At 62.9% G+C, this 26,026-nt stretch carries 26 protein-coding genes; all 26 read right to left on the bottom strand.

Translation table 11 applies throughout. The features are described 5' to 3' along the window. Positions 1–13 precede the first annotated feature (13 nt). Genes VIM12_RS17455 through VIM12_RS17330 form a run of 26 tightly spaced genes read right to left on the bottom strand, consistent with a single transcriptional unit; the run spans position 14 to position 25,896 of the window. Complete coding sequence (locus tag VIM12_RS17455; protein WP_331943034.1) at positions 14–1,210, bottom strand: glycosyltransferase family 4 protein; 1,197 nt, start codon at positions 1,208–1,210, stop codon at positions 14–16. Positions 1,211–1,232: 22 nt separating this feature from the next. Then, entirely contained in the window at positions 1,233–2,345 is a 1,113-nt protein-coding gene (gene wecB / locus VIM12_RS17450) for a non-hydrolyzing UDP-N-acetylglucosamine 2-epimerase (protein WP_331943870.1), read from the bottom strand. Positions 2,346–2,349: 4 nt separating this feature from the next. Continuing rightward, on the bottom strand, positions 2,350–3,360 hold the full coding sequence (locus tag VIM12_RS17445; RefSeq protein WP_331943032.1) for a polysaccharide biosynthesis protein: 1,011 nt from the start codon (positions 3,358–3,360) through the stop codon (positions 2,350–2,352). 27 nt (positions 3,361–3,387) lie between these two features. Continuing rightward, positions 3,388–4,260 (bottom strand): SDR family oxidoreductase, encoded by an 873-nt coding sequence (locus VIM12_RS17440; protein ID WP_331943030.1) that lies wholly within the window; start codon positions 4,258–4,260, stop codon positions 3,388–3,390. 54 nt (positions 4,261–4,314) lie between these two features. After that, a complete protein-coding gene (locus VIM12_RS17435; RefSeq protein ID WP_331943028.1) occupies positions 4,315–5,565 on the bottom strand; it encodes a glycosyltransferase family 4 protein in 1,251 nt (416 codons plus the stop codon). Further along, the gene (locus VIM12_RS17430) at positions 5,558–6,649 is read right to left on the bottom strand and encodes a hypothetical protein (RefSeq protein WP_331943026.1); all 1,092 of its coding nucleotides are present in this window, start codon (positions 6,647–6,649) and stop codon (positions 5,558–5,560) included. Before VIM12_RS17430 ends, VIM12_RS17435 begins: the two co-directional genes overlap by 8 nt. Positions 6,650–6,701: 52 nt before the next feature. Then, a complete protein-coding gene (locus VIM12_RS17425; RefSeq protein ID WP_331943024.1) occupies positions 6,702–7,802 on the bottom strand; it encodes an N-acetyl sugar amidotransferase in 1,101 nt (366 codons plus the stop codon). Between the two features lie 51 nt (positions 7,803–7,853). Then, positions 7,854–8,615, bottom strand: a complete 762-nt coding sequence (locus VIM12_RS17420; RefSeq protein ID WP_331943022.1) for an AglZ/HisF2 family acetamidino modification protein — start codon at positions 8,613–8,615, stop codon at positions 7,854–7,856. Further along, positions 8,616–9,224: an imidazole glycerol phosphate synthase subunit HisH gene (gene hisH / locus VIM12_RS17415; protein WP_331943020.1), complete on the bottom strand. Its 609-nt coding sequence runs from the start codon at positions 9,222–9,224 to the stop codon at positions 8,616–8,618. Positions 9,225–9,272: 48 nt separating this feature from the next. After that, the gene (locus tag VIM12_RS17410) at positions 9,273–10,712 is read right to left on the bottom strand and encodes a hypothetical protein (RefSeq protein ID WP_331943018.1); all 1,440 of its coding nucleotides are present in this window, start codon (positions 10,710–10,712) and stop codon (positions 9,273–9,275) included. After that, positions 10,709–11,422 (bottom strand): acylneuraminate cytidylyltransferase family protein, encoded by a 714-nt coding sequence (locus VIM12_RS17405; RefSeq protein ID WP_331943016.1) that lies wholly within the window; start codon positions 11,420–11,422, stop codon positions 10,709–10,711. Before VIM12_RS17405 ends, VIM12_RS17410 begins: the two co-directional genes overlap by 4 nt. Continuing rightward, positions 11,419–12,066, bottom strand: a complete 648-nt coding sequence (gene hisH / locus VIM12_RS17400; protein WP_331943014.1) for an imidazole glycerol phosphate synthase subunit HisH — start codon at positions 12,064–12,066, stop codon at positions 11,419–11,421. The genes VIM12_RS17405 and hisH (VIM12_RS17400) overlap by 4 nt, the downstream gene beginning before the upstream one ends. Then, positions 12,056–12,823, bottom strand: coding sequence for an imidazole glycerol phosphate synthase cyclase subunit (locus tag VIM12_RS17395; RefSeq protein ID WP_331943012.1), 768 nt, complete (start codon positions 12,821–12,823; stop codon positions 12,056–12,058). The genes hisH (VIM12_RS17400) and VIM12_RS17395 overlap by 11 nt, the downstream gene beginning before the upstream one ends. Before the next feature lie 11 nt (positions 12,824–12,834). Beyond that, positions 12,835–13,989, bottom strand: coding sequence for an N-acetyl sugar amidotransferase (locus VIM12_RS17390; RefSeq protein WP_331943010.1), 1,155 nt, complete (start codon positions 13,987–13,989; stop codon positions 12,835–12,837). Positions 13,990–13,992: 3 nt separating this feature from the next. Continuing rightward, positions 13,993–15,048 carry a nucleotidyltransferase family protein gene (locus VIM12_RS17385; RefSeq protein WP_331943008.1) on the bottom strand — a complete coding sequence of 352 codons (1,056 nt, stop codon included), beginning with the start codon at positions 15,046–15,048 and terminating at the stop codon, positions 13,993–13,995. A 41-nt stretch (positions 15,049–15,089) separates the two neighbouring features. After that, positions 15,090–15,749 carry an acetyltransferase gene (locus VIM12_RS17380; RefSeq protein WP_331943006.1) on the bottom strand — a complete coding sequence of 220 codons (660 nt, stop codon included), beginning with the start codon at positions 15,747–15,749 and terminating at the stop codon, positions 15,090–15,092. Further along, complete coding sequence (neuB, locus tag VIM12_RS17375) at positions 15,746–16,834, bottom strand: N-acetylneuraminate synthase (RefSeq protein ID WP_331943004.1); 1,089 nt, start codon at positions 16,832–16,834, stop codon at positions 15,746–15,748. Before neuB ends, VIM12_RS17380 begins: the two co-directional genes overlap by 4 nt. After that, a complete protein-coding gene (gene neuC / locus VIM12_RS17370; protein WP_331943002.1) occupies positions 16,831–17,994 on the bottom strand; it encodes a UDP-N-acetylglucosamine 2-epimerase in 1,164 nt (387 codons plus the stop codon). The genes neuB and neuC overlap by 4 nt, the downstream gene beginning before the upstream one ends. After that, positions 17,991–19,142, bottom strand: a complete 1,152-nt coding sequence (locus VIM12_RS17365) for a LegC family aminotransferase (RefSeq protein ID WP_331943000.1) — start codon at positions 19,140–19,142, stop codon at positions 17,991–17,993. The genes neuC and VIM12_RS17365 overlap by 4 nt, the downstream gene beginning before the upstream one ends. Before the next feature lie 8 nt (positions 19,143–19,150). Beyond that, complete coding sequence (locus VIM12_RS17360; protein ID WP_331942998.1) at positions 19,151–20,131, bottom strand: NAD-dependent 4,6-dehydratase LegB; 981 nt, start codon at positions 20,129–20,131, stop codon at positions 19,151–19,153. Between the two features lie 13 nt (positions 20,132–20,144). After that, on the bottom strand, positions 20,145–21,434 hold the full coding sequence (locus tag VIM12_RS17355) for a lipopolysaccharide biosynthesis protein (protein WP_331942996.1): 1,290 nt from the start codon (positions 21,432–21,434) through the stop codon (positions 20,145–20,147). Then, entirely contained in the window at positions 21,431–22,534 is a 1,104-nt protein-coding gene (locus tag VIM12_RS17350; protein WP_331943868.1) for a DegT/DnrJ/EryC1/StrS family aminotransferase, read from the bottom strand. Before VIM12_RS17350 ends, VIM12_RS17355 begins: the two co-directional genes overlap by 4 nt. After that, a complete protein-coding gene (locus VIM12_RS17345) occupies positions 22,534–23,115 on the bottom strand; it encodes an acyltransferase (RefSeq protein ID WP_331942994.1) in 582 nt (193 codons plus the stop codon). Before VIM12_RS17345 ends, VIM12_RS17350 begins: the two co-directional genes overlap by 1 nt. A 52-nt stretch (positions 23,116–23,167) precedes the next feature. Continuing rightward, positions 23,168–24,226: a Gfo/Idh/MocA family oxidoreductase gene (locus tag VIM12_RS17340; RefSeq protein ID WP_331942992.1), complete on the bottom strand. Its 1,059-nt coding sequence runs from the start codon at positions 24,224–24,226 to the stop codon at positions 23,168–23,170. Positions 24,227–24,244: 18 nt separating this feature from the next. Beyond that, positions 24,245–25,540: a nucleotide sugar dehydrogenase gene (locus tag VIM12_RS17335; protein ID WP_331942990.1), complete on the bottom strand. Its 1,296-nt coding sequence runs from the start codon at positions 25,538–25,540 to the stop codon at positions 24,245–24,247. Continuing rightward, on the bottom strand, positions 25,537–25,896 hold the full coding sequence (locus VIM12_RS17330) for a MarR family EPS-associated transcriptional regulator (protein ID WP_331942988.1): 360 nt from the start codon (positions 25,894–25,896) through the stop codon (positions 25,537–25,539). Before VIM12_RS17330 ends, VIM12_RS17335 begins: the two co-directional genes overlap by 4 nt. Positions 25,897–26,026: the final 130 nt, after the last annotated feature.

The following is a 26,026-nucleotide window of genomic DNA, read 5'->3' as shown; positions in this document are numbered from 1 at the left end:
GCAAGGTACGATTTCATGTCGGCTGCTCCAGCGCCGTCACGATCTGCCTTGCAGCGGTCGCGGAGGAGAACGTTCTTGCGGCAAGCGCACGGCACCGGGCGGCAAGATCCTCCTGTGCCAGATCGGTGAGCAAGGCCTCGGCCAGGTGATGGAGGCTCGCCGCTGAATTGTCGCAGCAGACCCTTCCCACGCCCTCGCTTTCGATCAGCTGCTTCAGGTCATTGCCTGGATTGATGGCGGCGAGCACGGGCAGGCCACTCTGCATGTATGAAAGGAACTTGCCGGGAATGTTATGGGTTTTGTGACGGGGATCGAGTGCGATCAGGCCGACATGACATTGCGAGTACAAGCCGGGGATTTCGCGCGGGTCGATCTCCTCGTTGAACAGTACATTGTCCAGGCCCCTGCGCTTGGCATCGTCGCTTAACCGCGCCGCATCGCTGCCACGGCCAACAAACAGGAAGCCGACGTCCTTCCGGCCCCGCAGGCGTTCCGCAAGGTCGAGCAGTATGTCCATCCCCTGGGCGATTCCCATATTGCCCGCGTAGACAAAAACGCGACGGCCGGCGAGGCGGCTCGAAGCGACGGAGATGCTGCAGCCGGCTGCTGGCGCGTCCGCCAGCCAGTTCTGCAGGACTTCTACGCGCGCGACGGGCGGACGGCGCCAGCCGTCGAAGTATCGGAGATTGGCCGGTGTCTGCACGCCGATGGTATCCGCCACGGAGTACTGGTACCGCTCGACCTGCTTGAAGACCCGATAGGCGGCTCCCCGCCTGAGCAATCCCATGTCGACCGCCCATTCCGGGAAGATGTCGCGCAGGATAAGGTAACTGCGACATCCCGATTGCCGCTTCAATGCCTGCACCATCGGACCGAGGAAGATTGTCGGCGAGTACCAGGCGACGCCGTCCCAGCGCTGGCTGGCGAGGGGGCTCCTGCGCAGGTTGCGCAGCATCTGGAAGGGCAACAGGAATTCGCCGGCGGTGCGCCGCACGTAGCCAATGTCCTTGGTGCGCGGCCCCTGCAGTCGCAGCACCTGCACGCCCTCCATTTCCTCCAGCGACCAGGGCTGGCCGAGTTCGGCGGACGGCACGAGGACGGTCGGAAAATGCCCCTGGCGCACCAGCTCCTGCGACAGGTCGCGCAACTGGACGGCAGCAGACGTCCTCATGGGCGGATAGGCATCCGCAATGATGGCAATACGTTTCATGCCGCTTCCCGATACCGCACGATCATCCCTTTTTCCAGACGCGCCGGTTCACGAAATCGGTATAGCTCTGGATGATGCGAAGCACCTTGTCGGAGACGTTCTGCGGCGCATAGTCCTCGACCATCCGCAGCGCCCTGCTTGCGCCGCGCGGCTGGCTCTCCAGGATTCCGATGCCCTGCATCACGCGTTCCGTGCTCAACCCGACAAACATCACAGCCGCCTCTTCGAATCCTTCCGGCCTCTCATGCACCTCACGGAGATTCAGCGCGGGGAAATTCAAGATCGAGGATTCCTCGGTGATGGTCCCGCTGTCGGAAAGTACCACCTTCGCGGACACCTGAAGCTTGACATAGTCAAGGAAGCCGAAAGGCTTGTGGAACTGTACCAGCGGGTCGGCCGACAGACCGAGCGCATCCATCCGCTTGCGGGTGCGCGGGTGGGTCGACACAATCACAGGCATGCGGTAGCGCTCGGCCAGCGCGTTGAGAATGCCGAACAGCTTGCGCAGGCTCTCGGGTGAATCCACGTTCTCTTCACGGTGCGAGCTCACGACGAAGTAGGCATGCTCCTGCAGGCCAAGCTGAGACAGCACGTCCGATGCGTCGATGCCGTCTTTGTAATGTTCGATCACCTCGCGCATCGGGCTGCCGGTCTTGATCACCTGGTCCGGGGGCAGGCCCTCTCTCAGCAGGTATTCGCGCGCAATCTCGCTGTAGGTCAGATTGATATCGGAGATATGGTCGACGATGCGACGGTTGATCTCCTCCGGGACCCGGAAATCAAAACAGCGGTTGCCCGCTTCCATGTGGAAGATCGGCACCTTGCGGCGCTTGGCGGCGATGGCGGCCAGCGCACTGTTGGTGTCTCCGAGAAGGAGCAGTGCTTCAGGCTGATACTTCTCGATCGCCTTGTCCGCGGCCATGATGACCTGGCCGATCGTCTCCGCGGCGCTCGCGCCCGCCGCCTCCATGAAGTCGTCGGGCCGGCGGATACCCAATTGCTGGAAAAAAACCTCGTTCAGCTCATAGTCGTAGTTCTGGCCGGTGTGCAGCAGGACGTGGTCGCAGTGGCGGTCCAGCTTCTCGATCACGCGCGACAGCCGGATGATTTCCGGACGCGTGCCGACGATGGTCATTACCTTAAGCACTGAGCTGCTCCTTGATGAAGTCCAGCTTCAGCAGCAGCTTCTTGACGCCCTCAATGTCAAGCCGCTCGGTGTTGTGCGACGTGTAGTCGTCCAGTGCCGATATCTTTGTTTCGCCCTCGACGAAATACTTGTTGTAGTTCAGGTCGCGGTTGTCGGCCGGAATGCGGTAGTAGCGGTCCATGTCTTCGGCCTTCGCCATTTCCTCCCTGGAGATCAGCGACTCGTACAGCTTCTCGCCGTGACGGGTTCCGATGACGCGGATCGCCGCTTCGCTCCTGAACAGATCCTTGAGCGCGAGCGCAAGCACCTCGACGGTCGACGCCGGCGCCTTCTGCACGAAGATGTCTCCCTGCTGGGCGTGCTGAAAAGCGTGGATCACCAGGTCGACGGAGTCCTCAAGCGACATCAGGAAACGCGTCATGCTCGGGTCGGTGATCGTCAGCGGTTTTCCTTCCTTGATCTGGCTGACAAACAGCGGGATCACGGAGCCACGGGAGGCCATCACGTTGCCGTAGCGCGTCGCGCACATGACGGTCTCGCCCTCGCTGCGCATGCGCGACTTTGCGACCATCAGCTTCTCCATCATCGCCTTGGACAAGCCCATGGCGTTGATCGGATACACGGCCTTGTCCGTACTGAGGACGACCACGCGCTCCACCTTGCTTGCCACCGCCGCATTCAGCACGTTTTCGGCGCCGAGGACGTTGGTCCGCACCGCCTCCATCGGATAGAACTCGCAGGAGGGCACCTGTTTCAGCGCTGCCGCATGAAACACGTAGTTCACGCCGTGCATCGCGTCGCGCACGCTGTCGTAGTTGCGCACATCGCCGATATAGAACTTGAGCTTGGGGTTGTTCAGCGCAATGCGCATGTCCTCCTGCTTTTTCTCGTCCCGGCTGAAGATCCGGATCTCGGAGAAATCGGTGTGCAGGAAGCGCTGGAGCACGGCGTTGCCGAAGGAGCCCGTGCCGCCCGTAATGAGAAGTACCTTGTTCTTGAACATGCTTGCTTATCCTGAAAATTGAACTATTCAGCCGAATGCGTGCATCGTCTTGACGAGCGCTGGCCAGGGCGCCGGCTGGAAGCCTGTGGCTTGCCGGAAGCGCGACGAGTCGAGCGAACGGTCGATCACCAGGCCGTCGTCGGGAACGATCCTGATCTCCTTGCCGTAGGTCTCGGCGACGAGCGACAGCAGGTCGAATTTGTTGATGGGCTCCGCCGACACGTGGTACACGCCGCGCAGAGCCGGATTGGGGATGACATGATCCCTGATGATGCGGGCGATCTCCACCGTGGGCAAGCCGGAGAAGACGGCTCTCCTGAAGCCGCGCGTGCTGCCCTGCTGCGCAAGGAACCAGCCGATCAGGCTCCGGGCGCCGGCAAGTTCGTGACCGATGATCGATGTCCGCAGCGTCACCGCATGCGGATAGTCCACCTCACCCATATGCTTGCTGCGGCCGTAGAGGTCGGCGGCATCGGGCACGTCGCTTTCCTTGTACATGCCCTTGCTGCCCGAGAAAACGCAATCCGTGCTCATATGAATCAGCCGCGCGCCGGCGATCTCGCACAGGCGCGCCAGCCGGTGCGGAAGGAGCGCGTTTACCGGAATGGCGGCGAGCGGATCGTCCGCCTCCGCCAGTTGCTTCACGAGGCCGATCGCGTTGACGACGACATCGGGTCGCACCGAAGCGAAAAGCCGGGTGAGGTTGTCAATGTGCTCGACGTCCACCCCGGTCCTGACCGACGTGCGCAGGGACTCCGGGAGCAGGCGCAGCGATTCGGCCGAACGAACCGACCCCGTGACCTCGAAGCCCGTGCTTTCTGCCAGTACGCGCATGACCGCATTGCCCAGCATCCCGGAGGCGCCAAGGACCAGCACGCTGACGGTTTCCTGTTCTGGCATTGTCATTCTCATCAATCCTATCGTTGCAAACAGCGGATTCTGCCCGCCGGGATATTACTCGGTCTCGACGTCCAGTGGCTGCGGCTTCGACACTGCGCGAAGACCATGGCCGGGCGCCGCGGTGCGCAGGTAGAGCTCCCACATCTTCGCGGCGGCGACCCCGCTGTCGAACCGGGTGAGCGCTGCCTGGCGTGCCCGGGCGCCCATCGCCTGCGCGCTTGCCGGATCGGCAAACAGCGTCCCGATGGCATCGGCAATCGCTTCCGGTCGCGGCGTGTCGATGCACAGCCCGCTCTCGCCATGGACGACGACGTCGCGGGTCGGATTGCGCATCGCCACGATGGTCGGCAGGCCGTACAGCGCAGCCTCGAACACCGGACGTCCCGGTGCATCCAGATGCGATGGGAAGCACACTGCGTTGATCCGGGAGTACACCGTACGAATGTCGCGCACGAAGCCGGTGAATTCGACGTAGGCGCCGAGCCGATGCGCTGCCACGTAGTCCTCAAGTTCCTTGCGCACGTCGCGCGCGAAGTCGAGCTTGCGCATCATCCAACCGGTCACCCCCGAGAGCTTCCGGGCGTTTTCACCGACGATCAGCAGCTTTACCGGCACACCGCGGTCGCGCAGCAGGCGGGCCGCCTCCACGAATTCGTACGCTCCCTTCGACCGGTGCAGCACGCCAATCAGGGCGACAGTATATACAGCAGTCGGCTCGGGTTCGGGCAACGAAGCCGGGATGCGCATCGAATTATGGACAACCTCCACGTGCAGATCGGACGGCAAGGTGCGGCGCACTGCCTCGTCGATTGCCACTATGCCATTGGCATGACGGCGCAGGAGACCCATCAGGCGCCTCGTGATCGCACCTCCCTCCGCGCCCCGCTGCAGCGAACGCACATGCACGAGCAGCGGGGCCTGCAGCAGGCGCCTGGCAATGATGGCAACAGGCAGGGCCGTGATCTCGTTGCAATGGATGAGATCGAACGGTCCTTCGCCGCGCATCTTCCACAACGCCCGCAGCGTTGCTGGAAGGCGCGCGATTTCCCGCAGCAGGATCAGCCACCTGAAACCGCGATAGTGTCCGAACCGGGTGTCGTCCCACTGAGAGATGCCGCTCACCCCGACCGGGCGCGCACCGGCGGCGGCAAGCGACTCCGATGCCTGGCCGATCGGCGTCAGCACGACCGCGTCGAGCCTGTCGTGCGGCAGCGCGGCGATCAGCTCCGACAGGCTCTTGGTGGCACCGCCATATACGCCGAACGGGTGGATGTACAGGACCCGCAATTTTCCGCGCTCACGCATGGCTTGCTCCCGTGCCAAGCGGCGGCTGCATGGTCCGCGCACCGTCCGCCTTCGCTTCCGTGGTCTGCGCGAGCCAGAGCGCCAGCCAGATTCCCACCGGGAAGAAGTAGCGCGGTCCGAACACCGGGGTCGTCGCGAAAATGATGGAGAACATGCAGATCAGGAAGAACATGTCGTTGGCGAGCCGGCGTTTGCGCAGCACCAGGCACAGGACCAGCAGCAGCAGGTTGTGCGCGGACTGCGACATGATGACGAAGGCATTCCAGAAATCCTCGCTGATTCCCTCCAGGCTGAAGCGCGTGAGGTAGCCGAACAACAGCTGCAGCGCTTTCGGCACCACCACGAGGAAGTAGCCATAGGAGCGCTGTATCGACTGCATCAAGGGGTAGATGCCTGATGCGGAGCCGCTCTCCTGCATGCCGCCTTCGATGGAGATTGCCTCCACCGCCTCCAGCAACCCGGACGCAAGGATGGGATATGCAACGGTGATGGCCGCCAGCAGCATGATCAGCAGCCGGAAGCGCCTGCCGCGCAGCGGGTTGAATGGCAGGTTGACCATGTACAGCGCGACGACGAACACCATGAGCTGCCAGCGCGCGAGCACCGCGAACACCAGGGACAACAGCAGCCAGCGGAGGCGTTGCTCCCGCATGTACACGGCCAGGAACAACGACAGCGGGACCAGGAAGATCTCCTTGTTCACGCCGATGGTGCTGAACAGGAGGAGCGGACTGGACAGGAAGGCAAGCAGGAATACGGTCCGGTTCACCTCCAGCCTGCTGAGCGCCACTGCCACCGAGACGACCAGCAGGATCAGGTTGAACGCGTGTACCAGGATGCGGTTATGGTCGAACAAGGCGAGGACAGTCACCGGGCCCAGGTAATTGCCGTCGATGGCCACGAGCTCGTTCTCCTCGCCCCAGTTGAGCGCCGCCGTCTCGTAGGTCAGCGTGTCCGCGTACATTTGCTGCGGAATCTCCCCATTCAGCGACGGCAGGCCGTAGGAGAAGAAGAACACGCTCGCGAAGGCGGCATACAGCAGCAGCGCAGCCACCACCACCGGCATCTGCACGTTTGTCCTCACGCTGGCACTCCCATCGTGCCGGCGGTTCCTGTTGCTGTCTTCAGTTGCACGTTCATTTGCGGAGCAGGTATTTCTTGGCGGTCTCGATCCGCGTGTAGCTGTTCGGATAATCGAGGAAGGTTTTCGTGGGCAGGGCCATCAGCCGCTCGAATTCGGCGACTGACAGGCCGAATTTCTTGATCACGTATTCCTTGTCCTCGGCCAGTCCGCGCTCCGGGAACACCGGCTCGGTGATCTTTGTCAGCGCCTCGTCGCGGGTCATCTGCCCGGAGAGCACCAGATTCGAATAGTGCGCGCGACGCTTGTCGATATTGAACTTGCGGGGGAGGATGTAGGCCTGGTAGAAGCGCGTATAGATCGACTCGTAGTGCTTGCCGCCGTAGTAGACCCAGCCCAGCTTGTCCTGGATGATCTGCATCGCCTGTTCCTTCTGGTAGTCGACGAAATCGAGGATCGGCACCATCCGGATCTTGCGCAAATACATGTAGTAATACAATTGCGGCAGGGAATAGTGCGGATAGGTTTTCATCGGCCGCTTGCCGAACATGCGGTGGACACCCCTGATGTAGCGGAAGTCGGCGTAGCCATAGCCCCATTTCAGCGGCATGATGCTTTCCGAAATCACGTTGAGGCCGAGCAGGATGTGCTTCAGTCCCAGCTTGTGCGCCGTGCTGTACAGGAGCGCCGCGATCGCGTGGTCGGTCGGCACCTCGCCGTCCGGCGTCGAGGCCTCGAGAAAGGCCAGCTGGATGTCCCGGAATTCCTGCCAGTCGACCACATAGGTGGACAGGTCGATGCCGAGGGTCTTCAGTGTCTTTTCGACGTTGGCCACCGCCAGCTCGGAGTTCCAGCCGTTGTCGAAGTGGACGGCAAGCGGCCTCAGGCCGAGCTCCTTCGTGAGGTACGCGACGTAAGTGCTGTCGACACCGCCGGAAACGCCGATCACGCAGTCATAGGGCTTGCCCGCCCCCTGGCGCTTGATCTCCGCCACCAGCGCGGCGAGCCGCGCCGGCCGGTCGCTTTCCGGTATCAGGCGGCTCGATGCGATCGAGTCGTACCGGTGGCAGTGGTTGCAGATGCCGTCCGCATCGAACACGATGTCCGGGTCGGTGGCATCCATGATGCAGCGCTTGCAGATTGTTTGCTTGGTCATTTTTTGCGGTGGAAGTAGTAATTCTGTTTCATTGCGCATTCTTAGTCCTACTCATGCAAGCGTGCTTTCGAGCACGGCACGATCGGGGTAGGTGATCAGCACGGCGCGGTGCGGGCCATGGAAAACGAACATTGAGCCTGCTGCCACCGCGCTTGCACCACCACGCTGCACCGCTTCCCTGAAATGCTCGACAGTCCCTGCTCCGCCGCTGGCAATGACAGGGACGTTGACGGCAGACGCTACGCGGGAGATAAGCTCGAGGTCGTAACCAGCGAGTGTGCCATCCTGCTGAACCGAATTCAGGAGGATTTCACCGGCTCCCAGAGCCTGCATTCTTCGGGCGTACGTAACCGGATCTTCTCCTGTCGCCTTGCTCGCCTTGTCGACGCACACTTCGTATCGTCCGAACAGCTTGCGCTTGACATCAATGGAAACGGCGACCGCCTGCGAGCCGAACTCATTTGCGGCATCACGCACAAGCGCGGGTTGCTTCCAGGCTGCCGTATTCAGTATGATCTTTTCGACACCCAGCTTGAGAATGCGGCGTGCTGTTTCCAGCTTGTTGATTCCTCCGCCGTATGCAAGCGGCATGAAGCATTCACTCGCGAGCTCGCCAATCAGGTCGAGGTCGGGCTCGCGCCCGCTTCGCGTGGCATCGATGTCCAACACGACGATCTCATCGACTTCCTTGTCATTGAAGATTTTGACGGCGTTCACCGGATCGCCGACATACCTGGGCTTCTTGAACTGCACCGTCTTCACGAGGCGCGATTCCGACACAAGCAGGCAAGGGATGACTCTGGTCTTGAGCATTCAGCACCTTTCCGCAAAGTTGGACAGCAGTTGCATGCCAAACTTGTGGCTTTTCTCGGGATGGAACTGCACGCCGCGCACATTGCCGTGCTCGAACGCTGCGTGAAACGCTCCGCCATACACTGCTGACAGGAGGACATCATCCTCGCTGCGGCAGCGCACGAAGTATGAATGGACGAAATAGAAGCGCGCGTTTTCCATCCCTTCGAGCAAGGGCGACGGGCGCCCTGGCTGCACCTGGTTCCATCCCATGTGGGGCACCTTCAGCGAGGGATCCTGCGGCCTGAATCGGACCGTCTCCGCGTCGATCCACCCCAGTCCCGGCCGTTTCCCTTCCTCGCTTCCGTGCGTCATGAGCTGCATGCCAAGGCAGATGCCGAGGACGGGAACCTTGGCGTTGATCACCCGGTCGTTCAGCAGCGGGATGAGGCCGGTCCGCTCGAGACATTCCATTCCAGCGTCGAACGCGCCGACGCCGGGAAGGACCAGCTTGCTTGCTTCCGCAATGCGTGCAGGGTCGCAGGAGATCTCCGAATCGTGACCGATCTTGCGGAGCATGTTCCTGATTGATCCGGGGTTACCGGTGTTGTAGTCGACAATTACGATCATCGTGTCATGTGCTTGTAACGTTGTGCCCGCGTCGCCCGATTTTCGGGCTTACAGCACGCTTGCAAGGAAGTGCCGGTAGTTCTCCTGCCAGCGGGTTTTCCAGACCCGTTCCTTCTGTTCCTCTGCGACTTTCCCGGTCTCGCTGGATGAGAGCAGCGTTATAAGTTCGGCGGCGCTTTGGAACCCGCGGAAGGAGTGGGAAGGTATGGTGAAACGAGCCACCGGCGTATCCCAGATGAAGATCCTCGGCACTATGCCTATTGCCTCGAACAGCCCCGTCGACAGCTCGCTGACGAGCGCGCTCGCGCTGGCGAAAGAACTGTAGATATCAGGCCGGGAGTCGATCTTGACGCGGTCAGCGATTCCTCCGGAAATACCGGAGAAGACCTTGCTGCGTTCGAGCGGATGGGGTCGAAACACGACCCGGTAGTCGGTGGAGAGTACGGCCGCCAGTTCGGCGCATAGCGACAAATAAAAATCCGTCTTCAGTCCGTCGCCCAGGACCAATATTTCGGATTTGTGCGGCGTCGATCGTGTGAGTCCGCCGATGATTTCGCTCCTGTGCGGGCTGCCGATCGCATGGGTACGTAACGGAAGATTAGTCTGCTCGCCCCACCACTCGCCGTAGGTAAGGAGGTGGTCGGGCAAGGTCCTGCACAAGTCGGCTGAAGCGCTCATGGCACCGGCCATGTTGTACGCGTCGTGCCCCGCAAAAATAGCACCATGCTGATACTCGGCGGTCACAATCCCCATGTCCTTAGCGGCACTGATCGCCGCAACATTGTCAGGTCCACCGTAGCTTGCCTCCTCCTTGAGGAGCAGGCGTATTCCGGCCTTCCTGAACAGTTTCTCGTAAGCCTTGTAACGCGGCAGGAGCGATGCAGCGGACGATACGCAGTACGCTTCGATCCAGGTTCGTTGCGCCTCGGATGCTTGCCAATCAAGCAGACGTTCGGCGCGCTGGAGAAGGAGGTCGACCAATTCCTGCGATCTAGCGAGGTAGCGTGGTCTTCGCGGCCTCGCCCTCAACGCGCTGCTGACGCGAAGCGGCGTATGCAGCAGGGTGTTGTCATGCTTTCTGGGAAACGGCCACTTCCAGTCGAACATTTCCTCGACGGCCAGGGTACGGCTGGGTTCAACCCGAATGAAATAGTCGCTCAGGCAATTGAAGTAACGGCCATCCTGCCGCAGCAAGCGAGCGCCCGTAGCCATTGTCAGGATCGGGTAACACGGGCGCATTCGAAGCATGCGTCCCGCATTATGGAGGTAGGCTCGCGAGATTGCTGATGCACGGCGGGCACGCGAAGCGGCGCCCGACGGCGGCTGCGCAATGGGTGTGCCATAAACAAGGTCGCCAATGATGGTGCGCAGGAATGCAACCCGGATTGCCGGCCAGAGCGGAATGTCCGTGTCGGGGCAGCGTACGGCAAGAACCTCCGTGCTGTCCTCGATACGAAGGATGTCGTGCAGGGTTATGGCGGCGGTCATGACATGTTCACGTTCAGTGCCGTTGACCGTTCCAGCAAGGACTCGGCGACCGACCAGTCCTCTGGCGTATCGATATCGATCGACTCCACCGCATTGGCGATAGTGAACGGAAGCGTATCGGGCCCAATGAACGCGCGCCGCTCCCGCAGCATGCGAGGCGGAACAATATAGAGTGAGCCATCGAGCGTGAACGCAGGTTCCAGATCCTGCGATCGCACCGAAAGCTGTTCCCATCCAAGGAACGGCCGCATTTCTCCGCCGCTGACCTGGAATGTCCAGGCCGGATGACAAGGCGCGGGCGCCAACGATACTACCGACCGGCTTCCCGCATTCTCCACGAAGAGGCGGACCGCGGCACGGATGCTTTCCGCCGTCCTGAATGGCGAGGTCGGTTGCAATAGCAGCAGGCCGTCGACGTCGCCATGTTCCGCCTCGTGTGCGGCGAGCGCATGAAGGGCGACGTCGACACTGCTCGCCGTATCGGAGGCCAGCTCTGGCGGACGCGTCCATGGTACCTCGACGCCGTGATCACGCGCGATGGCGGCAATCTCGGCGTCATCCGTAGACACGATGATGGAAGAGCAGGCTCCGCTCTTCATGGCGGCGCGAATCGTCCACGCAATCAACGGCAGCCCGCCGAGACTCTTCACGTTCTTGCGTGGTAGCCGTTTCGAACCGCCGCGTGCGGGAATGAGGGCGAGAATCTTCACGGCAAATTCACAAAACTCTTCAGGAAGCGCAATCCGTCCGTGCCGCTTTTTTCCGGGTGGAACTGAGCACCCCAGACGTTGTCGTGCCCGACAACGGCGGTGATACGGTGCCCGCCGTATACGCACTCTGCAGTGACATGCGCGGGCTGCAATGGCGCCGCCATGAACGAATGGACGAAATACATCGCGGCGCCCGACGGCAAACCTTGCAGAGGTGTGCCAGTCCAGCTGCCCCGCCCCTCGGGGAATGCGAGTTCGTTCCAGCCGATGTGGGGGATCTTCTGCGGTGCGCCGTCACGGCGCGTGACGGGTATCTGCACGACCTGGCCTGGCACGAGACCCAGGCCCGTGTGCTCGCCGAATTCCTCGCTGCCATCAAGCAGGAACTGCATGCCCAGGCAAACGCCGAGCAGCAGATTTCCACGCGCAACGGCCTCCTTGACTGCCGTATCGAGCCCGCGGCGCGCCAGCGCCGCCATGCCGTCGCCGAAAGCGCCAACGCCGGGGAGCAGGATCTTCGACGATTGCCGCACCACGTCCGGATCGCCCGAAAGCGTGACTGTCGCGCCGCAATGCTCAAGCGCCCTGGCTACGCTGAACAGATTTCCGGCGTCATAGTCGACAACGGTGATTTCAGTTGCCATAGGACCGTACCTCCAACCCTGCCGACACGGCGCAGGCCCGGATGTCCCCGATCCCTGCGCGCTTGTAGTGAAGAATGTCGGCCATGGCGACGGCATCCGCTTCGCCTGCGAGAACGACATCGACGAGATCCTCGGGCTTTCCCATGCCTCCGCTGGCAATCACCGGCACACTCACTTCGGAGGCCACTGCCTTCACAAGCGCCACGTCGAAGCCCTTGCGAGTGCCTTCCTGGTCGATGGAGGTAAGCAGGATTTCCCCGGCGCCGAGGCCGACGGCGCGCTTTGCCCATTCGACCACGTCCACGCCGGTGCGCTCGCGACCGTTGTCGGTGTAGGCCTCCCAGCGACCGGCGTCCACCCGCTTTGCCTCGATGGACAGCACCATGCACTGACTGCCGAACCGGCGCGCGATCTCGGTGATGAGGCCGGGATTGGCGATCGCCGCCGTATTTACCGCGACCTTGTCCGCGCCACAACGCAGCAGATGGCGGACGTCGTCAGCGGAACGAATGCCGCCGCCTACCGTCAAGGGCACAAAAATGTCGCGGGCGGTGCTCTGCACAATGTCGCTCAGGTTGTTGCGGCCGTAGAGACTGGCGACGCAGTCCATGTAGATCAGCTCGTCTGCGCCCTGCTCGTAATAGCGCAAGGCGTGCTCGGACGGGGACCCGATGACCCGCAATCCCTCGAGATGCACGCCTTTGATCAGGTTTGGACCCTTGATGTCCAACCGGGCGATAAGCCGTATTTTCCTCATGGCGCTCGCTGTTACTCCTGCCAGACCGCGCGGCGAAGCTTCCAGCCCTCGCCATCCCGCTCCCAGATGTGGTCGGAGCGCCAGCTGTCGATCACTTCGTTGAATTCCTCCTCGGTAATCGAGCAGTATTCGAGGAACTCCTTGAAGTACTTCCTGGGGAACTCGCCGTCGTAACGCTTGACGAGGGCTGCGCCCTCTTCGCGTGTGATCTTCCCGTCGCGGATCTCGTGCGCGGTGTCCGAGGTTGTCCGGCCGATCCCGAACTTGATGTACGCGAGGTAGTAGTGGTAGCCGTCGATCTGGTCGTCCAGACTTGCATACTTCGAATACGTGCCTTCGGAACGTTCGGTATTCGGAGTGAAACCAGTATGTTCCTGGCAGTAGTAGAAATTTTCCTGTGGATCCCAGAACTTGTAGTAGCCGAAGAAATGGATCTGCGTTCCATTGCTCATGATCTGGTCGTGCGGAGGCGCACCGAACGGATGCAGGTCGGCAAGCGACACGCCGTGTTCGGCCCAAAACTCCGGGGGCAGGCCAGAGAAATAGTGACGGTCGTGGTCGACGATATCGCGTGTCGGGCGGAACGCGTTCTTCATGTCGCCGCCGTATTCGACTTCGCCATTCTCGCCGTACATGATCAGCTGAACGTTGTGCTTCACCGCCATGTGCATTGGATAGTTGGTCTGGCCGTAGATGAACGGCTGGAACGGATCGCCGAGGTGCTTGAACGCCAGGTGTGTAAGGCGACGCGTGACCTTCGGGTTGGGCGTGCCGAGGACGTGATTGAAGCCGGAGGCGATAAATGCGTCCAGATTGCGACGACCAATTTCCGTCGCTTTCAGCGGCGCCCATGTGACTGCGAGCGGGTTCATTCCATACTTGTATTTGAGCTGATGGGCAACGAAGCTTCCGTCCTTTCCGCCGCTGCACGGAACGATAACGTCGTACTCGCCGTTCGTCTTGCGGTACTTGTTGCAGAGCTCGATCAGTTCCTTTTCGCGATCATCCCAGTTGATCTTCGTCCGCTTGTATTCCGCGTAATTGCAGGCGGAACAAACGCCGTGTTCGTCGAAGGTGATGCGCGGGCGCTGGTTGGAGACCGTGCACTTCTTGCAGTACTTGATCTCCTCCGGCAGTTTGTACATCTCGCGTAGGTTTCTCTTCATGATTCAGGCTCCAGGTTTAATAGAATTCGCTTTTTCAAGATCGTCGGGCCGCCCGACGTCAAGCCATGGTTCATGCATCGGATAGGCGATGGTCGTCTTTCCGCGTCGTGCCAACCGTTCAAAGAGGGTCGGCATGTCGCAGGGCTCCCCCTTGTTCAGCGCGGCCAGGGCCTCTGGCTCGAGTACATAGATACCGGCATTCACATGGGTACGGTGTACCGGCTTTTCTTCAAAGCCGATGATGTTCACTCCCTCGGTCTGGACGACACCGAAAGGATGCTGCCATTCGTGCTGACGCACGGCCATGGTGGCGGCGGCACGGTGGTGGAGATGAAAATCCAGCATTTCGGAGTAGCGAACGTCCGTTAGCACGTCGCCATTTGTCACCATGAAAGGCAGGTCGGGAATCGGGTTGAGAAGGCTCATCGCGCCGGCGGTGCCCAAGGGCGCGTCTTCCTCCAGGTAGTCGATCCGTATTCCCCAGCGTTCGCCGTCGCCGAAATACTCCTTGATCATGTGCCCGAGGTAATGCACCGCCAGCACGAAGTTGACGAAGCCGTCATCCTTGGCCCGCTCGATAATGTGTTCAAGCATCGGCTTGCCTGCCACCGGAAGCATCGGCTTCGGACAGTCTGCAGTAAACGGCCGCAGCCGCTTGCCCTGCCCGCCAGCCATGATGATGATCGTATTCGGCCTCGCCGTCGGCGCGATCACCTCGTCCCAGATATGCAGGCCGACCACCCGGTGCTCGCCGTCGACGACGGGGAGCTGATGGATCTTGTTCGCGCGCATCAGGTGCAGCACCATGTCCCGGCCCATCTCGGGCGGCACGACCATGGGGTTGGTGTACATGATTTCATCAACGCTGGACTGCAGGTCGACGCCGCGCAGCAGGCCGCGGCGCACGTCGCCGTCGGTCACGGTGCCGCGCAGCACGCCCGTTCCTGTGTCCGCCACCACCAGCGCGATCTGCAGGCCCGACTCGTCGAGATTGCGGATCGCGTCCTGGATGCTTGCGCCGGCGGGCAGCAGCGCCTTGCGCCAGAATTGGTTATCCATCGATGTCATAGTTTCTTGTCTGTCCTGCTTTTCGTATGAATTCAGTCGGTGCGGTTTTCGCGCGGCCCGACGTACCTGCTGCCGGCGTCGAGGTTGCGCACAAGCACCGCACCTGCGGCCAGTACGGCGTCTTCGCCGACCTGCAGGCCCTGTATCACGGTCGCGCCGGCGCCGACGAATGCCCGGTCGCCGACACCGACACCGCCGCAAAGGATTGCTCCAGGAGCAATGTGCACATGCGCGCCGATCACGCAGTCGTGATCGATCCCGGCCCTGGTGTTGACGACGCTGTTTTCGCCGATGCGGGAGCCCGGCTGCACCACCGCGCCTGCCATCACCTGGACGCCCTGGGCGAGCTCGGCATTCGGCGCGACCCATGCCGCCGGATGCACCAGCACCGGAAAGCCGAAGCCCTTCGCACGGCACGCATCATATAGCTTGCGCCGTCCTTGCGCACCTACGAGCTGACCGACACCGTTGATCAGACCAGTCCGTGCGGGGTCCAGCCGGTCGAGGGCGTCGTCGCCGCCCAACACCTGCAGGCCGTCCCACTGCTTGACCGACTGCGCCGCCAGTCCGGGATCGCATACGCCGTACAGCGGCATGCCCGCCGCCCTGGCCAGGGCGAGCAGTACGCGCGCGTGGCCGCCCGCCCCCAGCAGGACGAGCGGCATGGACGCAATGTCGGGCGACCCGTTCATTGTTCGACAATATCTCCGGCCGCATAGGCCCTTGCGGCGGTCTTGCCGACGAGTCCCCAGAGCGCGCTGGGGGGCAGTCCGCTGCCGCAGCGGGCGGTGCTCAGGTCTTCGCGGCGGATGACCGCCCCCGCCGCCAGGTCGCGCGTCGCGATCACCTGCTGGCGCGCTGCCTTGCGCGTATCCCATTCGCTCGGCTGCGGCGATTTGCCGCCGTCCCCGAGCGCAAGCTGCAATGCACGGATGTCGCTGACCATCCTGGCAAGCTCGCCGGGTTCCAGCGAGGCCTTGTGGTCGGGGCCGGGCAGGTTGCGGTCGAGCGTGAAATGCTTTTCGATCACTTTTGCACCGCGGGCGACGGCAGCGACCGGAATCAGGGTGCCCTCGGTGTGGTCCGAATAGCCAACCGGCAGGCCGAAGGCCCGGGCCAGCGTATCCATGGCGCGCAGGTTGACTTCGCCGAATACCGTCGGGTACTGGGAAGTGCAATGCAGCAGCGTCACATGGCCGCGCAGGCTTTCCCTGTGGTCGGGCCTGCTCCAGGCACGCCATACCTCGTCGATGTCGGCCGGTTCCCGCTCCGCATGCAGCGCATGCGCGACGACCGCGAGGCCCTGCTCCACCTCGGACAGGGTGGCCATGCCGGTGGACAGGATCAGCGGCCTCCGGGTGCGGGCAAACTGCCAGAGCAGCGGCCCGTTCGTCAGTTCGCCGGAGGGCACCTTGAACAGCGGCATGCCGAGCCCTTCAAGGAACACCAGGCTGTCGCTGTCGAAAGCCGTCGACAGGAATTCAATGCCACGCGCGTGGGCGCGCTCACGCAGCGTCTGGTGCCATTCACGCGGCAGCTCGAGTTTCCTGAGCATCGCCAACTGGCTTTCCCCGGCGTCGGTATGCTGCTTCTGGTAAGCGGCCTTCGGCGCGCTCTTGGCCGCGAGCTTTCCGGCGTCGAAGGTCTGGAACTTGACGGCGTCCGCGCCGGCGTCGGCTGCCGCATCGACAAGGGCCATGGCCTTGTCGCGCTCGCCGTTATGGTTCACCCCTGCTTCGGCGATGATGTAGACGCCCTCGGTTTCGTATGGCTTCATGGTGCCCCGTCAAGGTCGTGGAACTGCTTGTGGAAATTGCCGTCGTGGGCGGCGAGGATGCGCACGATCTGCTGCGCGGCGTCCCCCTGCCCGTAGGGGTTGGCGACATGCCGGCAGGTTTCGGCGAACGCGGGAGACAGCGCCCTGGACAGCGCTTCGTCGATGGCCGGGGCGGCAGGGGCGCAATGCAGGACCGACTCGGCTGCCAGCCTGCCCAGTTGCCGCACGCCGATATTCACGGTAGGAATGCCGACCGACGGTGCCTCGATGATGCCGCTGGACGAATTACCGACCACTGCCGCGGCGTTAGCAAGAACGCTCAGGTAGCGCTTGGCGCCGAGCGAGGGTATCGCCAGCACGCGCCCGGCGTTGTCGCGGGCGTATGCCTCGAGCAGCGGGATGATCGCCCGGCCGCCATTGTCGGCGTTGGGATAGGTCAGGATCACCTGGTGCCCGGCGTGCTTGTCGAATGCGTCGAGCATGGCCCGGAATGTCGCCTCCGGCGCCTCGTCCAGCGAAGTCACTGGATGATAGGTTGCCAGCAGGTAGGGCCGTTTCAACGCAAAACCAAGGCTGGCGGAAAGTGCATCGAGGTCCATGAAGGGACTGCGGCGGAGGTGGTCCAGGCCGCATGCCCCGACGTTGAACACGGTCTCGGGTCGTTCGCCCATCTGGATCACGCGACGCCGGTACGGCTCGGCGGCGACGAAGTGCAGGCTGGCCATCTTCGTGATCGCGTGGCGGATAGCGTCGTCATACGCCCCCTCGGTGATCTCGCCGCCGTGCAGGTGCGCCACCGGAATCTGCAGGATGAGCGCGGACTGGACGACGGCAAGCGCCTCGAAGCGATCGCCGAGCACCAGCAGCACGTCCGGCCGCAGGCGGTCCAGCGCATCGGCGAAACCGATGGTGCCGAGCCCCATGGACTTGACGACGCCGACGGGTGTGTCCGACGACAGCAGCATCTCGACCTTGGAGTCGATGCGAAAACCGTCCTGTTCGATCTGCTTCCAGGTGTCGCCGAACTCCGGCGACAGATGCATCGCGCCGACAATCAGCTGCAGCGCGAGCGCATCGCTGGCCTGGATATCCTTCATCAGCCAGTACAGCAGCCCGTACTCGGCACGGGTGCCGGTGAATACGGCGACCTTGCGCTTCACGGCAGGAACTCCGGCAGGACGCTGCTCGGCAGGTTCACTACGCGGGCCTCCAGCCATTCCGCGTTGGCCAGGCTGTCCCGGCGGCACCCGGCGTAGGCGGGTAGCCGGTTCATCAGCGCCCAGATCGGCCGCGTCATGACGCCCTTGTCGTTGGTCGCCTTCAGCAGCGCGTCCCGCTGCGCGCCATCGTCGCAGATGACGGCGTTGAGCCAGTAGTTCGACCGGCAATCCTCCGGCTCCCGCACGAACAGGAGTCCGCTTCCCTCCAGCAGATCCGCATAGCGACCTGCCAGCACGCGCTTGGCGGCGACATAGCCGTCGAGGCTTTCGAGCTGGGCGCAGCCGAGGGCGGCGTTCAGGTTGGGCAGGCGGTAGTTGTAACCGATCTCGTCATGGACGAACTCGTACGGATGGGGCTTCTTGGCGGTCGTCGTCAGGTGCTTCGCCCGCGCGCCGATCGCCTCGTCCGCGAGGATCATGCCGCCACCGCCGGTGGTGATGATCTTGTTGCCGTTGAAACTCAGGGTGCCCAGCATGCCGAAGGTGCCCGTGTGCCGGCCCTTGTACAGGCTGCCCAGCGACTCGGCCGCGTCTTCCACCAGCGCCAGGTTCCAGCGTTCGCACACCTCGAGCAAGGCGTCGATGTCGACCGGATGACCGAAGGTATGCATCGGCAGGCAGGCGCGCACCACCTTGTCATCCTTGCGCGTACGGCAGAGGCCGTCGTCGTCGCGCCGCGCGTTTTCCTGCAGCCATGCGTCCAGTGCGCGGGGCGAGAGACCCATCGTGTGGCGGTCGACGTCGACGAAGACCGGCTCGGCCCCGCAATAGGCGATCGCATTGCAGGTGGCGACGAAGGTCAGCGCCTGCGTGACGACGAGTTCGCCGGTGCGCACGCCGGCCAGCTGCAGCGCGACGTGCAGTGCGGCGGTGCCGTTGACGGTGGCGACCGCGCGGGGACTTCCGGTATAGGCGGCCATTTCCCGTTCGAACTGATCGACGAACGCGCCCACGCTCGACACGAAGGTAGAGTCGATGGTGTCGAGCACATACCGGCGCTCATTGCCCTTGAAGACGGGGGCGTGGAGCGGGATGAACTCCTCGGTGCGGTACTGTTCCCGGATGAATCGGACGAGGTTGTCGAACATGATCGCGCTCAGACGTTGTAGATATCGGCCTTGTACTTGGCGAGGTTGGCCGGTTCGACGAACCAGTCGATCGTCGCCTTCAGGCCGTCCCTGATGCTGTATTGCGGCTTGAAGCCGGTCAGGGAATTGATCTTGCTGTTGTCGCACCAGAGGCGGAACACCTCCGACTTTTCCGGCCGCATGCGCTGCTCGTCGGTCAGGAACTCCACGTCGCTGTTCATCAGCTCGCGAATCAGCGACAGGGTGTCGCCCACGGAAATTTCGTAGTTGGACCCGATGTTGACCGTCTCGCCGACCGCCGCGTCGCAGCGCGCCAGTTCGAGGAAGCCGCGGCAGGTGTCGGCGACATAATTGAAGTCGCGTGTCGGCGTGACGTCGCCGAGCTTGATCTGCTTCTTGCCGGCGGCAATCTGGCTGATGATCGTCGGGATGACGGCGCGGGCCGACTGGCGCGGACCGTAGGTATTGAACGGCCGGGCGATCGTCAGCGGCAGGTTGAACGCATTGAAGAAGCTCATGGCCATTGCGTCGGCGCCGATCTTGGAAGCGCTGTAAGGCGACTGCGCCTGCAGCGGATGCTTCTCGTCGATCGGCACGTAGCGCGCGGTCCCGTACACCTCGCTGGTGGAAGTATGAATGACCCGCCTGACGCCGTTGTCGAGCGCCGCCTGGCAGATGTTCAGCGTCCCCTTGACGTTGGTGTCCACGTAGCTGTCGGGGGCCACGTACGAATAGGGAATGGCAATCAGGGCGGCGAGGTGGAATACGGTGTCGACACCCTTGGTGATGTGCTTGCAGTAGTGGGGATCGCGCACGTCCCCGCTGAGCACCTCGACCTGGTCGCGGCAAGCGATATCCTCAAGCCAGCCCCAGTAGTTGAAGGAGTTGTACTGGGACAGCGCCTTGACCTGGTAGCCCTCGCGGACGAGCAGCTCGACCAGGTGGGAGCCGATGAAACCGTCGGCGCCGGTAACGAGTATTTTTTCCATGTTTATTTTCGCTTTATGTCGGATTCTCCGCGCCTGCGGTGCGCAGGGCGCTGAGCCAGGGCATCGGATGATATTTGTTTGCCAGCCACCAGGTAAGCAGGAAGCTCGCTGCCTGGGTCAGCATGAAGGCCTGGGCTGCCCCGGCAAGGCCGTTGTGGCGAACCAGCAGGTAAGTCAGGGGCACATTGGCGAGACCGCAGCCGATCGTAATTGCCGACAACGGCGCGGTCTTGCTTTCGTAGAACAGGTAGTTCGTCACCATGTAATAGCACCCACCGAAGGCGAAGCCAAGCGCGATGTAGATCACGATCCCCGCCGCTTCCCGGAACGCGTCGCCCACCAGCAAGTCGAGTATCAGCGGCGCGGCGAGGCCGACGATTGCGGCGAGCGCCATGACGATCGCGAAGTACAGATAGGTCCCGCGCACGACCAGCAGGCGCAGGGCGCGATCCGGCGCGGCCAGCCTGTGCATCAGCCACGGCGCGTAAGCCCGGTTGAAGGCTTCCGTCACCAGGCCAAGGCCCTGTCCGAGCTGCAATGCCACCATGTAGATCCCCGCCTCCGCCAGCCCGAGCTCCCGGGTGATGACGAAACGATCGACGGCCACCACGAGCAGGCCGCCCAGGACATGCGGAATCAGCGGAACGCCGAATTTCAGCGCATCGCCGAGATGATGCCGCCAGCGCCGGGGGAATCGCAGCATGCCGTCCAGCTTCAGCCACCACGCCGCGATGCCGCCAAACAGCATCACCGCGATGGCCTGCCCTAGCGCCCGTCCTTCCCAGGCCATGTGCACCACGAGGACGAGCACCAGGGAAGCGACCCCGTTCAGCAGGCTCTGCCCTACCTGGAACACGCCGTATTTCCGGGCCTCGCCCTGCACCTGCAGCAAGGACAGCCGGATGTTCGATACAAACTGCAGCCCGGACACCAGCACCGCGACCAGCAACCAGTCCCTCGGCACGCCGGTGAACGTCTCCAGTGGCGCTCCCGCGACCGCGACCAGGCAGGCGACCGCCGCCGTGCTGGCGACCAGAACGCCGGCGCAGGTCGCGACGAACTCGGCGAAATCTTCCCTGGAGAGCTGGAAGTAGCGCACGGCAACCGCGCCCTGGACGCTCAGTCCGGTGAAGGCGCCGAGCACCGTGGTCACAAGCGCGAACATCGCCACCGTTCCATAGTCGGCCGGCGTCAGCACCCGCGTCAGCACGGGCAAAAGCAGAAACGGAATCGCGGCGTTGAGAACATTCGCTCCCAGGTAGACCGCCGCGGCTCCCGCCAGTCTGCTGCGTCCGTTGCTCACCGTGCGGACACCCTTTCCGCCGCCAGTGCCGCCATGATGCGCTGCTGGTCGGCCGGCAACAGGTCCGCGCCCATCGGCAGGCTCATCACCCTTGCCGCCAGCTTGTCCGCAACCGGACAGTCGGCCTTGTCCGACAGGTGTTCGTAAGCAGGCTGCCGGTTGAGCGGCACCGGGTAGTGGACGGCCGTCGGCACGCCTTCGCGCTTCAGCTCCTCCTGCGCCGCTTCCCGGTCGTCGAGCAGGACCGTGTACTGTGCGAAGACGCTGGTACGGTCCGGACGCTGCGCAATGCGGGCAATGCCGGCTTCGTCCATCATCGCGTTATAGGCATTGCCGATCGCGATGCGCTGGGCGATCTCCCATTCGAACCGTTCCAGCTTGGCCAGCACGATCGCGCATTGCAGCGTATCCATGCGACCGCCGACCCCCACGCGGGTATGGACGTAACGACGGCTTTGCCCGTGCACGCGGATTTCGCGGCAGGCCTGCGCAATCGCATCGTCGTTCGTGAAAATCGCGCCGCCGTCGCCGTAGCACCCCAGCGGCTTGCTCGGGAAAAAGCTGGTGCAGCCAATGGTGCTCAGGTTGCAGCTCTTGCGTCCCTTGTAGGTCGCGCCGAAGCTCTGCGCGGCATCCTCGATGACCGGAATGCCGCCATGCCGCTGGGCAATCGCATTGAGTTCGTCCATGTCGGCCGGCTGTCCGTACAGGCTGACCGGCATGATGGCCTTGGTGCGCGAGGTGATCGCCGCCTCGACCAGGCGCGGGTCGATATTGCCGGTGTCAGGCTCGACGTCCACGAAAACGGGCTTGGCGCCGAGGAGAACGATCACTTCCGCCGTGGCGACGAAGGTGAATGGCGTGGTGACGATCTCGTCGCCGGGACCAATGCCGAGCGCCATCAGGCTGATCAGCAGCGCTTCGGTGCCGCTGGCAACGGTAATGCAATGCTTGCTGCCGGTGTACGCCGCAAGCTTCGTTTCCAGCTCGGCGACTTCCGGCCCCATGATGTACTGGCCGTGCTCGAGGACGCGATTGATCCTTTCCGCAATGTCGGATTTGAGCGCCTGGTACTGGGTCTTCAGGTCGATAAAGGGGATCATGGGTTGAGACATGTGCAGTTGCCGTCGACGAGTTGGTAGGTCTTCCCGGTATGCGGGCAGGTGGTTTGTCCGTTCCCTTGCAGCGGCAGGTCCAGGCGTTCGCCGAACTCGCTCATCCAGCCGATCTGGCGCGCCGGGACACCGGCCATCAGCGCGTAGGGCTTGACGTCCCGGTTGACTACCGCGCCGGCGGCGACGAAGGCGTACTCGCCGATGGTGGAGCCGCACACGATGGTGGAGTTGGCGCCGAGGGTGGCGCCGCGCTTGACCAGCGTATTGCGATACTCGTCCTTGCGGCTGACCGCGGAGCGCGGGTTGTAGACGTTCGTGAACACCATGCTCGGACCGCAGAAGACGTCGTCTTCCAGCGTCACATTGTCGTACACCGACACGTTGTTCTGGATCTTGACGTTATTGCCGATCACCACGCGGTTGCCGACAAACACGTTCTGGCCGAGCGAGCAGCCGCTGCCGATCCGCGCGCCGCCGCACACATGAACCCAGTGCCAGATCCGGCTTCCATCGCCGATCTGCGCGCCTTCGTCGACGATCGCCGACGGATGAATAGTGATGCTCATCGAAACTCCCGTAGTGTGTATCCCGCCGCTTTCGCTTGCCGCCGTACGCGCCTCAGTACTCGAGCGGCAGCGCAATCCGCTTGCCGTCGCGCGAGGACAGGTACATGGCGATCAGCAGCTCCAGCGACTTGAGACCCTCGCGGCCGTCGGTTTCCGCCTCGGCCTCGCCGCGCAGCGTCTTGATGACGTTGTCGTAGTACAACGGGTGGCCGAAGCCGTAGACGGAGCCCGTCTCGTAGCTCGCTGCGGTGATATCCGCATCTTCCGGCCGCGCGTCGGCGAAATCCCAGGTCTGGATCTCGTTGACGGCGACACCGCCGATGCGCACCGTGCCCTTCTCGCCGAGGATGGTGATGCTGCCTTCCAGGTTTTTCGGGTAGGTCAGCATGGTCACGTTGAGCGTGCCCATCGCGCCGCTGCGCCAGCGGATCGCCGCGACGCCGGTATCCTCGACCTCGATGTTGCGCGCCAGGGTGCCGGTATAGGTCATCACGCTCTCCACCGGACCGACCAGCCAGTCGAGCAGATCGATGTAGTGGCTGGCCTGGTTCATGAAGGCGCCGCCGTCGAATTCCCAGGTCCCGCGCCATGCCGCGCTGTCGTAGTAGTCCTGCGGGCGGGTCCAGAACACGTTGACGGCGACCGAATAGATGCGCCCGAAACGGCCCTGCTCCACGGCCTGCTTGAGCAGGCGCAGCGTTGCGTTGCGCCGGTTCTGCTTGACGACGAACAGGCGGACGTTGGCATCGTCGCAGGCCTTCACCATGCGCACGCCGTCGTGCCACCGCGTCGCCATCGGCTTCTCGGTCATGACATGCCGCCCGCTGCGGGCGACATCGACGGCCTGCTGCGGATGCAGCCCGCTGGGCGTCGTCAGCACCACCAGATCGGCGGTAGTGGCCTTGAGCATGTCATCCAGGCTCCTGTGCCCCTGCGCGCCGGTGCGCGCGATGGCCTGCTCCAGGGCCTGCGGGTTCGTGTCGCAGACGTCGACGAGCTCGACGCGGTCCGCATGTTTTTCGATCGCGCCGAAATGGTTGGCCGCGATGCGGCCGCAGCCGACGAGCGCGAGGCGGATCTTGCGATCGGTGATGGTGGAGTAGTTTTGCATAGACTTGTTGTGCCGGGATCAGAAACGGAAGACCGTGAATCCTGCCGCCGCCGCTTCGTGGCGGTTATACAGGCTCTTTAAATCGGCCAGGACGGGCGCCTCGCCCTTGCACAGCGGGCGCAGCGCGGCGGGCGTCAGGCTGCGGTATTCGTTGTGGCCTACCGCGACCACCAGCGCATCCACCGGATGCTCGGCATCCACCTTCCCGAGGGTCAGGCCGTATTCGTGCTCGACTTCCGCCGGGTCTGCCCACGGATCGGCGACAACCGCCCGTACGCCCCATGCTTCCAGTTCCCGCACCAGGTCGATCACCTTGGTATTGCGGATATCCGGGCAGTTCTCCTTGAAGGTCATGCCGAGCACGCCGACGGTGCTGCGGGCAGCATCGATACCGTTGCGCAGCATCAGCTTGATGACATTGCGCGCGGCATAGCGCGCCATGTTGTCGTTGATGCGGCGCCCCGCCAGGATGACCTGCGGGTGATACCCGACTTCCTCCGCCTTGTGCGTGAGGTAATAGGGATCGACCCCGATGCAGTGGCCGCCGACCATGCCGGGGCGGAACGGCAGGAAGTTCCACTTGCTGCCTGCCGCCTCGAGCACCTCGATGGTGTCGATGCCGAGGCGGTCGAAGATCACCGAAAGCTCGTTGACGAGCGCGATGTTGAGGTCGCGCTGCGTGTTCTCGATCACCTTGGCCGCCTCGGCGACCTTCAGGCTGGTCGCGGGATAGGTGCCTGCGGTGATGATGCTGCGGTAGAGCGCGTCGACGACCTCTGCCGTTTCCGGCGTCGACCCGCTGGTGATCTTCCTGATCTTCGTCAGGGTGTTGACCTTGTCGCCGGGGTTGATGCGCTCCGGGCTGTAGCCGCAGAAGAAGTCGACGTTGAATTTGAGGCCGGACACTCGCTCGAGTACCGGCACGCATACCTCTTCGGTGCAGCCGGGATAGACGGTCGACTCATAGATGACGATGGCGCCGTGCGTCAGCGCCTTGCCGACGGTTTCGCTGGCCTTGACCAGGGGTGTCAGGTCGGGCCGGTTCGCCTGGTCGATCGGCGTCGGCACCGTGACGATAAAAATGCCGCAATCCTTCAGGGCCGCGGCATCGCACGAATAGGAGAGCGACTCCGCTTTCCGCAACTCGTCCGAGGTCACCTCCAGCGTGTGGTCGCGTCCGGATTTCAGTTCCTCGATGCGCGCGGCGCTGATATCGAAGCCCAGCACCGGTCGCTGCTTGCCGAATTCGACCGCGAGCGGCAGCCCCACATAGCCGAGGCCGATGACCGCAATTTTTTTGTCGTGAACACTCATAGATTTTCTGGAAGGTTGCTTTTGCTTCTCGCCGTCTCTTGAATCTCGTTCTGCAGCGATTCGATTTCTGCTTTCAGGCGCTCGTACTCATCCATTTTCCTGCTCAGGAAGCGCGCCGCGAGGGACGTTTTTTCCGCCAGGCCGGCAGGCGTAAGAAGGTAGGCGTAGGCCAGCTTGCGTTTGCTGCTCTTGAAGTTCTGAATCTTGATCAACCCCTTCTCGAGCAGCGACTGCAGGCAATAATTGGCCTTGCCGAGGCTGACGCCGAGCGCCTCCGCGAGGTCGCGCTGGCTCAGGTTGGGATTCTCCTGCAGCATGCGCAGCAGGCGAAACCGTATGTCTTCCTGCTGATTCATGTCGTTGTTTTCAGGAGAGGGGCGCCCTTTCCGGCGACGTGGGCGCGGGCCGCGGACGGGGTTCGTTCAAAATTGAACAATTCTACTGGCTGTGATGCGCCAATGCAACCAAAATCGCGGCCTCACCCGG

The sequence above is a fragment of the Noviherbaspirillum sp. genome, from assembly GCF_036563305.1.
Taxonomy (GTDB): domain Bacteria; phylum Pseudomonadota; class Gammaproteobacteria; order Burkholderiales; family Burkholderiaceae_D; genus Noviherbaspirillum.
The sequence above is the reverse complement of the archived record's forward strand: the minus strand, read 5'-3'. Positions and strand labels throughout refer to the sequence as shown.

Excerpts from the sequence above, each read along its gene's own strand:
- hisH (WP_331943020.1), bottom strand. The coding sequence starts at position 9,224 with ATGATCGTAATTGTCGACTACAACACCGGTAACCCCGGATCAATCAGG.
- VIM12_RS17435 (WP_331943028.1), bottom strand. The coding sequence starts at position 5,565 with ATGCGTGAGCGCGGAAAATTGCGGGTCCTGTACATCCACCCGTTCGGC.
- neuB (WP_331943004.1), bottom strand. The coding sequence starts at position 16,834 with ATGAAGCCATACGAAACCGAGGGCGTCTACATCATCGCCGAAGCAGGG.
- VIM12_RS17365 (WP_331943000.1), bottom strand. The coding sequence starts at position 19,142 with ATGTTCGACAACCTCGTCCGATTCATCCGGGAACAGTACCGCACCGAG.
- VIM12_RS17335 (WP_331942990.1), bottom strand. The coding sequence starts at position 25,540 with ATGAGTGTTCACGACAAAAAAATTGCGGTCATCGGCCTCGGCTATGTG.
- VIM12_RS17380 (WP_331943006.1), bottom strand. The coding sequence starts at position 15,749 with ATGAACGGGTCGCCCGACATTGCGTCCATGCCGCTCGTCCTGCTGGGG.
- VIM12_RS17390 (WP_331943010.1), bottom strand. The coding sequence starts at position 13,989 with ATGAAGAGAAACCTACGCGAGATGTACAAACTGCCGGAGGAGATCAAG.
- VIM12_RS17445 (WP_331943032.1), bottom strand. The coding sequence starts at position 3,360 with ATGTTCAAGAACAAGGTACTTCTCATTACGGGCGGCACGGGCTCCTTC.
- VIM12_RS17345 (WP_331942994.1), bottom strand. The coding sequence starts at position 23,115 with ATGAGCATCACTATTCATCCGTCGGCGATCGTCGACGAAGGCGCGCAG.
- wecB (WP_331943870.1), bottom strand. The coding sequence starts at position 2,345 with ATGACCATCGTCGGCACGCGTCCGGAAATCATCCGGCTGTCGCGCGTG.
- VIM12_RS17455 (WP_331943034.1), bottom strand. The coding sequence starts at position 1,210 with ATGAAACGTATTGCCATCATTGCGGATGCCTATCCGCCCATGAGGACG.
- VIM12_RS17330 (WP_331942988.1), bottom strand. The coding sequence starts at position 25,896 with ATGAATCAGCAGGAAGACATACGGTTTCGCCTGCTGCGCATGCTGCAG.
- hisH (WP_331943014.1), bottom strand. The coding sequence starts at position 12,066 with ATGGCAACTGAAATCACCGTTGTCGACTATGACGCCGGAAATCTGTTC.
- VIM12_RS17420 (WP_331943022.1), bottom strand. The coding sequence starts at position 8,615 with ATGCTCAAGACCAGAGTCATCCCTTGCCTGCTTGTGTCGGAATCGCGC.
- VIM12_RS17385 (WP_331943008.1), bottom strand. The coding sequence starts at position 15,048 with ATGGATAACCAATTCTGGCGCAAGGCGCTGCTGCCCGCCGGCGCAAGC.
- VIM12_RS17440 (WP_331943030.1), bottom strand. The coding sequence starts at position 4,260 with ATGCCAGAACAGGAAACCGTCAGCGTGCTGGTCCTTGGCGCCTCCGGG.
- VIM12_RS17360 (WP_331942998.1), bottom strand. The coding sequence starts at position 20,131 with ATGGAAAAAATACTCGTTACCGGCGCCGACGGTTTCATCGGCTCCCAC.
- VIM12_RS17410 (WP_331943018.1), bottom strand. The coding sequence starts at position 10,712 with ATGACCGCCGCCATAACCCTGCACGACATCCTTCGTATCGAGGACAGC.
- VIM12_RS17340 (WP_331942992.1), bottom strand. The coding sequence starts at position 24,226 with ATGCAAAACTACTCCACCATCACCGATCGCAAGATCCGCCTCGCGCTC.
- VIM12_RS17425 (WP_331943024.1), bottom strand. The coding sequence starts at position 7,802 with ATGACCAAGCAAACAATCTGCAAGCGCTGCATCATGGATGCCACCGAC.
- VIM12_RS17395 (WP_331943012.1), bottom strand. The coding sequence starts at position 12,823 with ATGAGGAAAATACGGCTTATCGCCCGGTTGGACATCAAGGGTCCAAAC.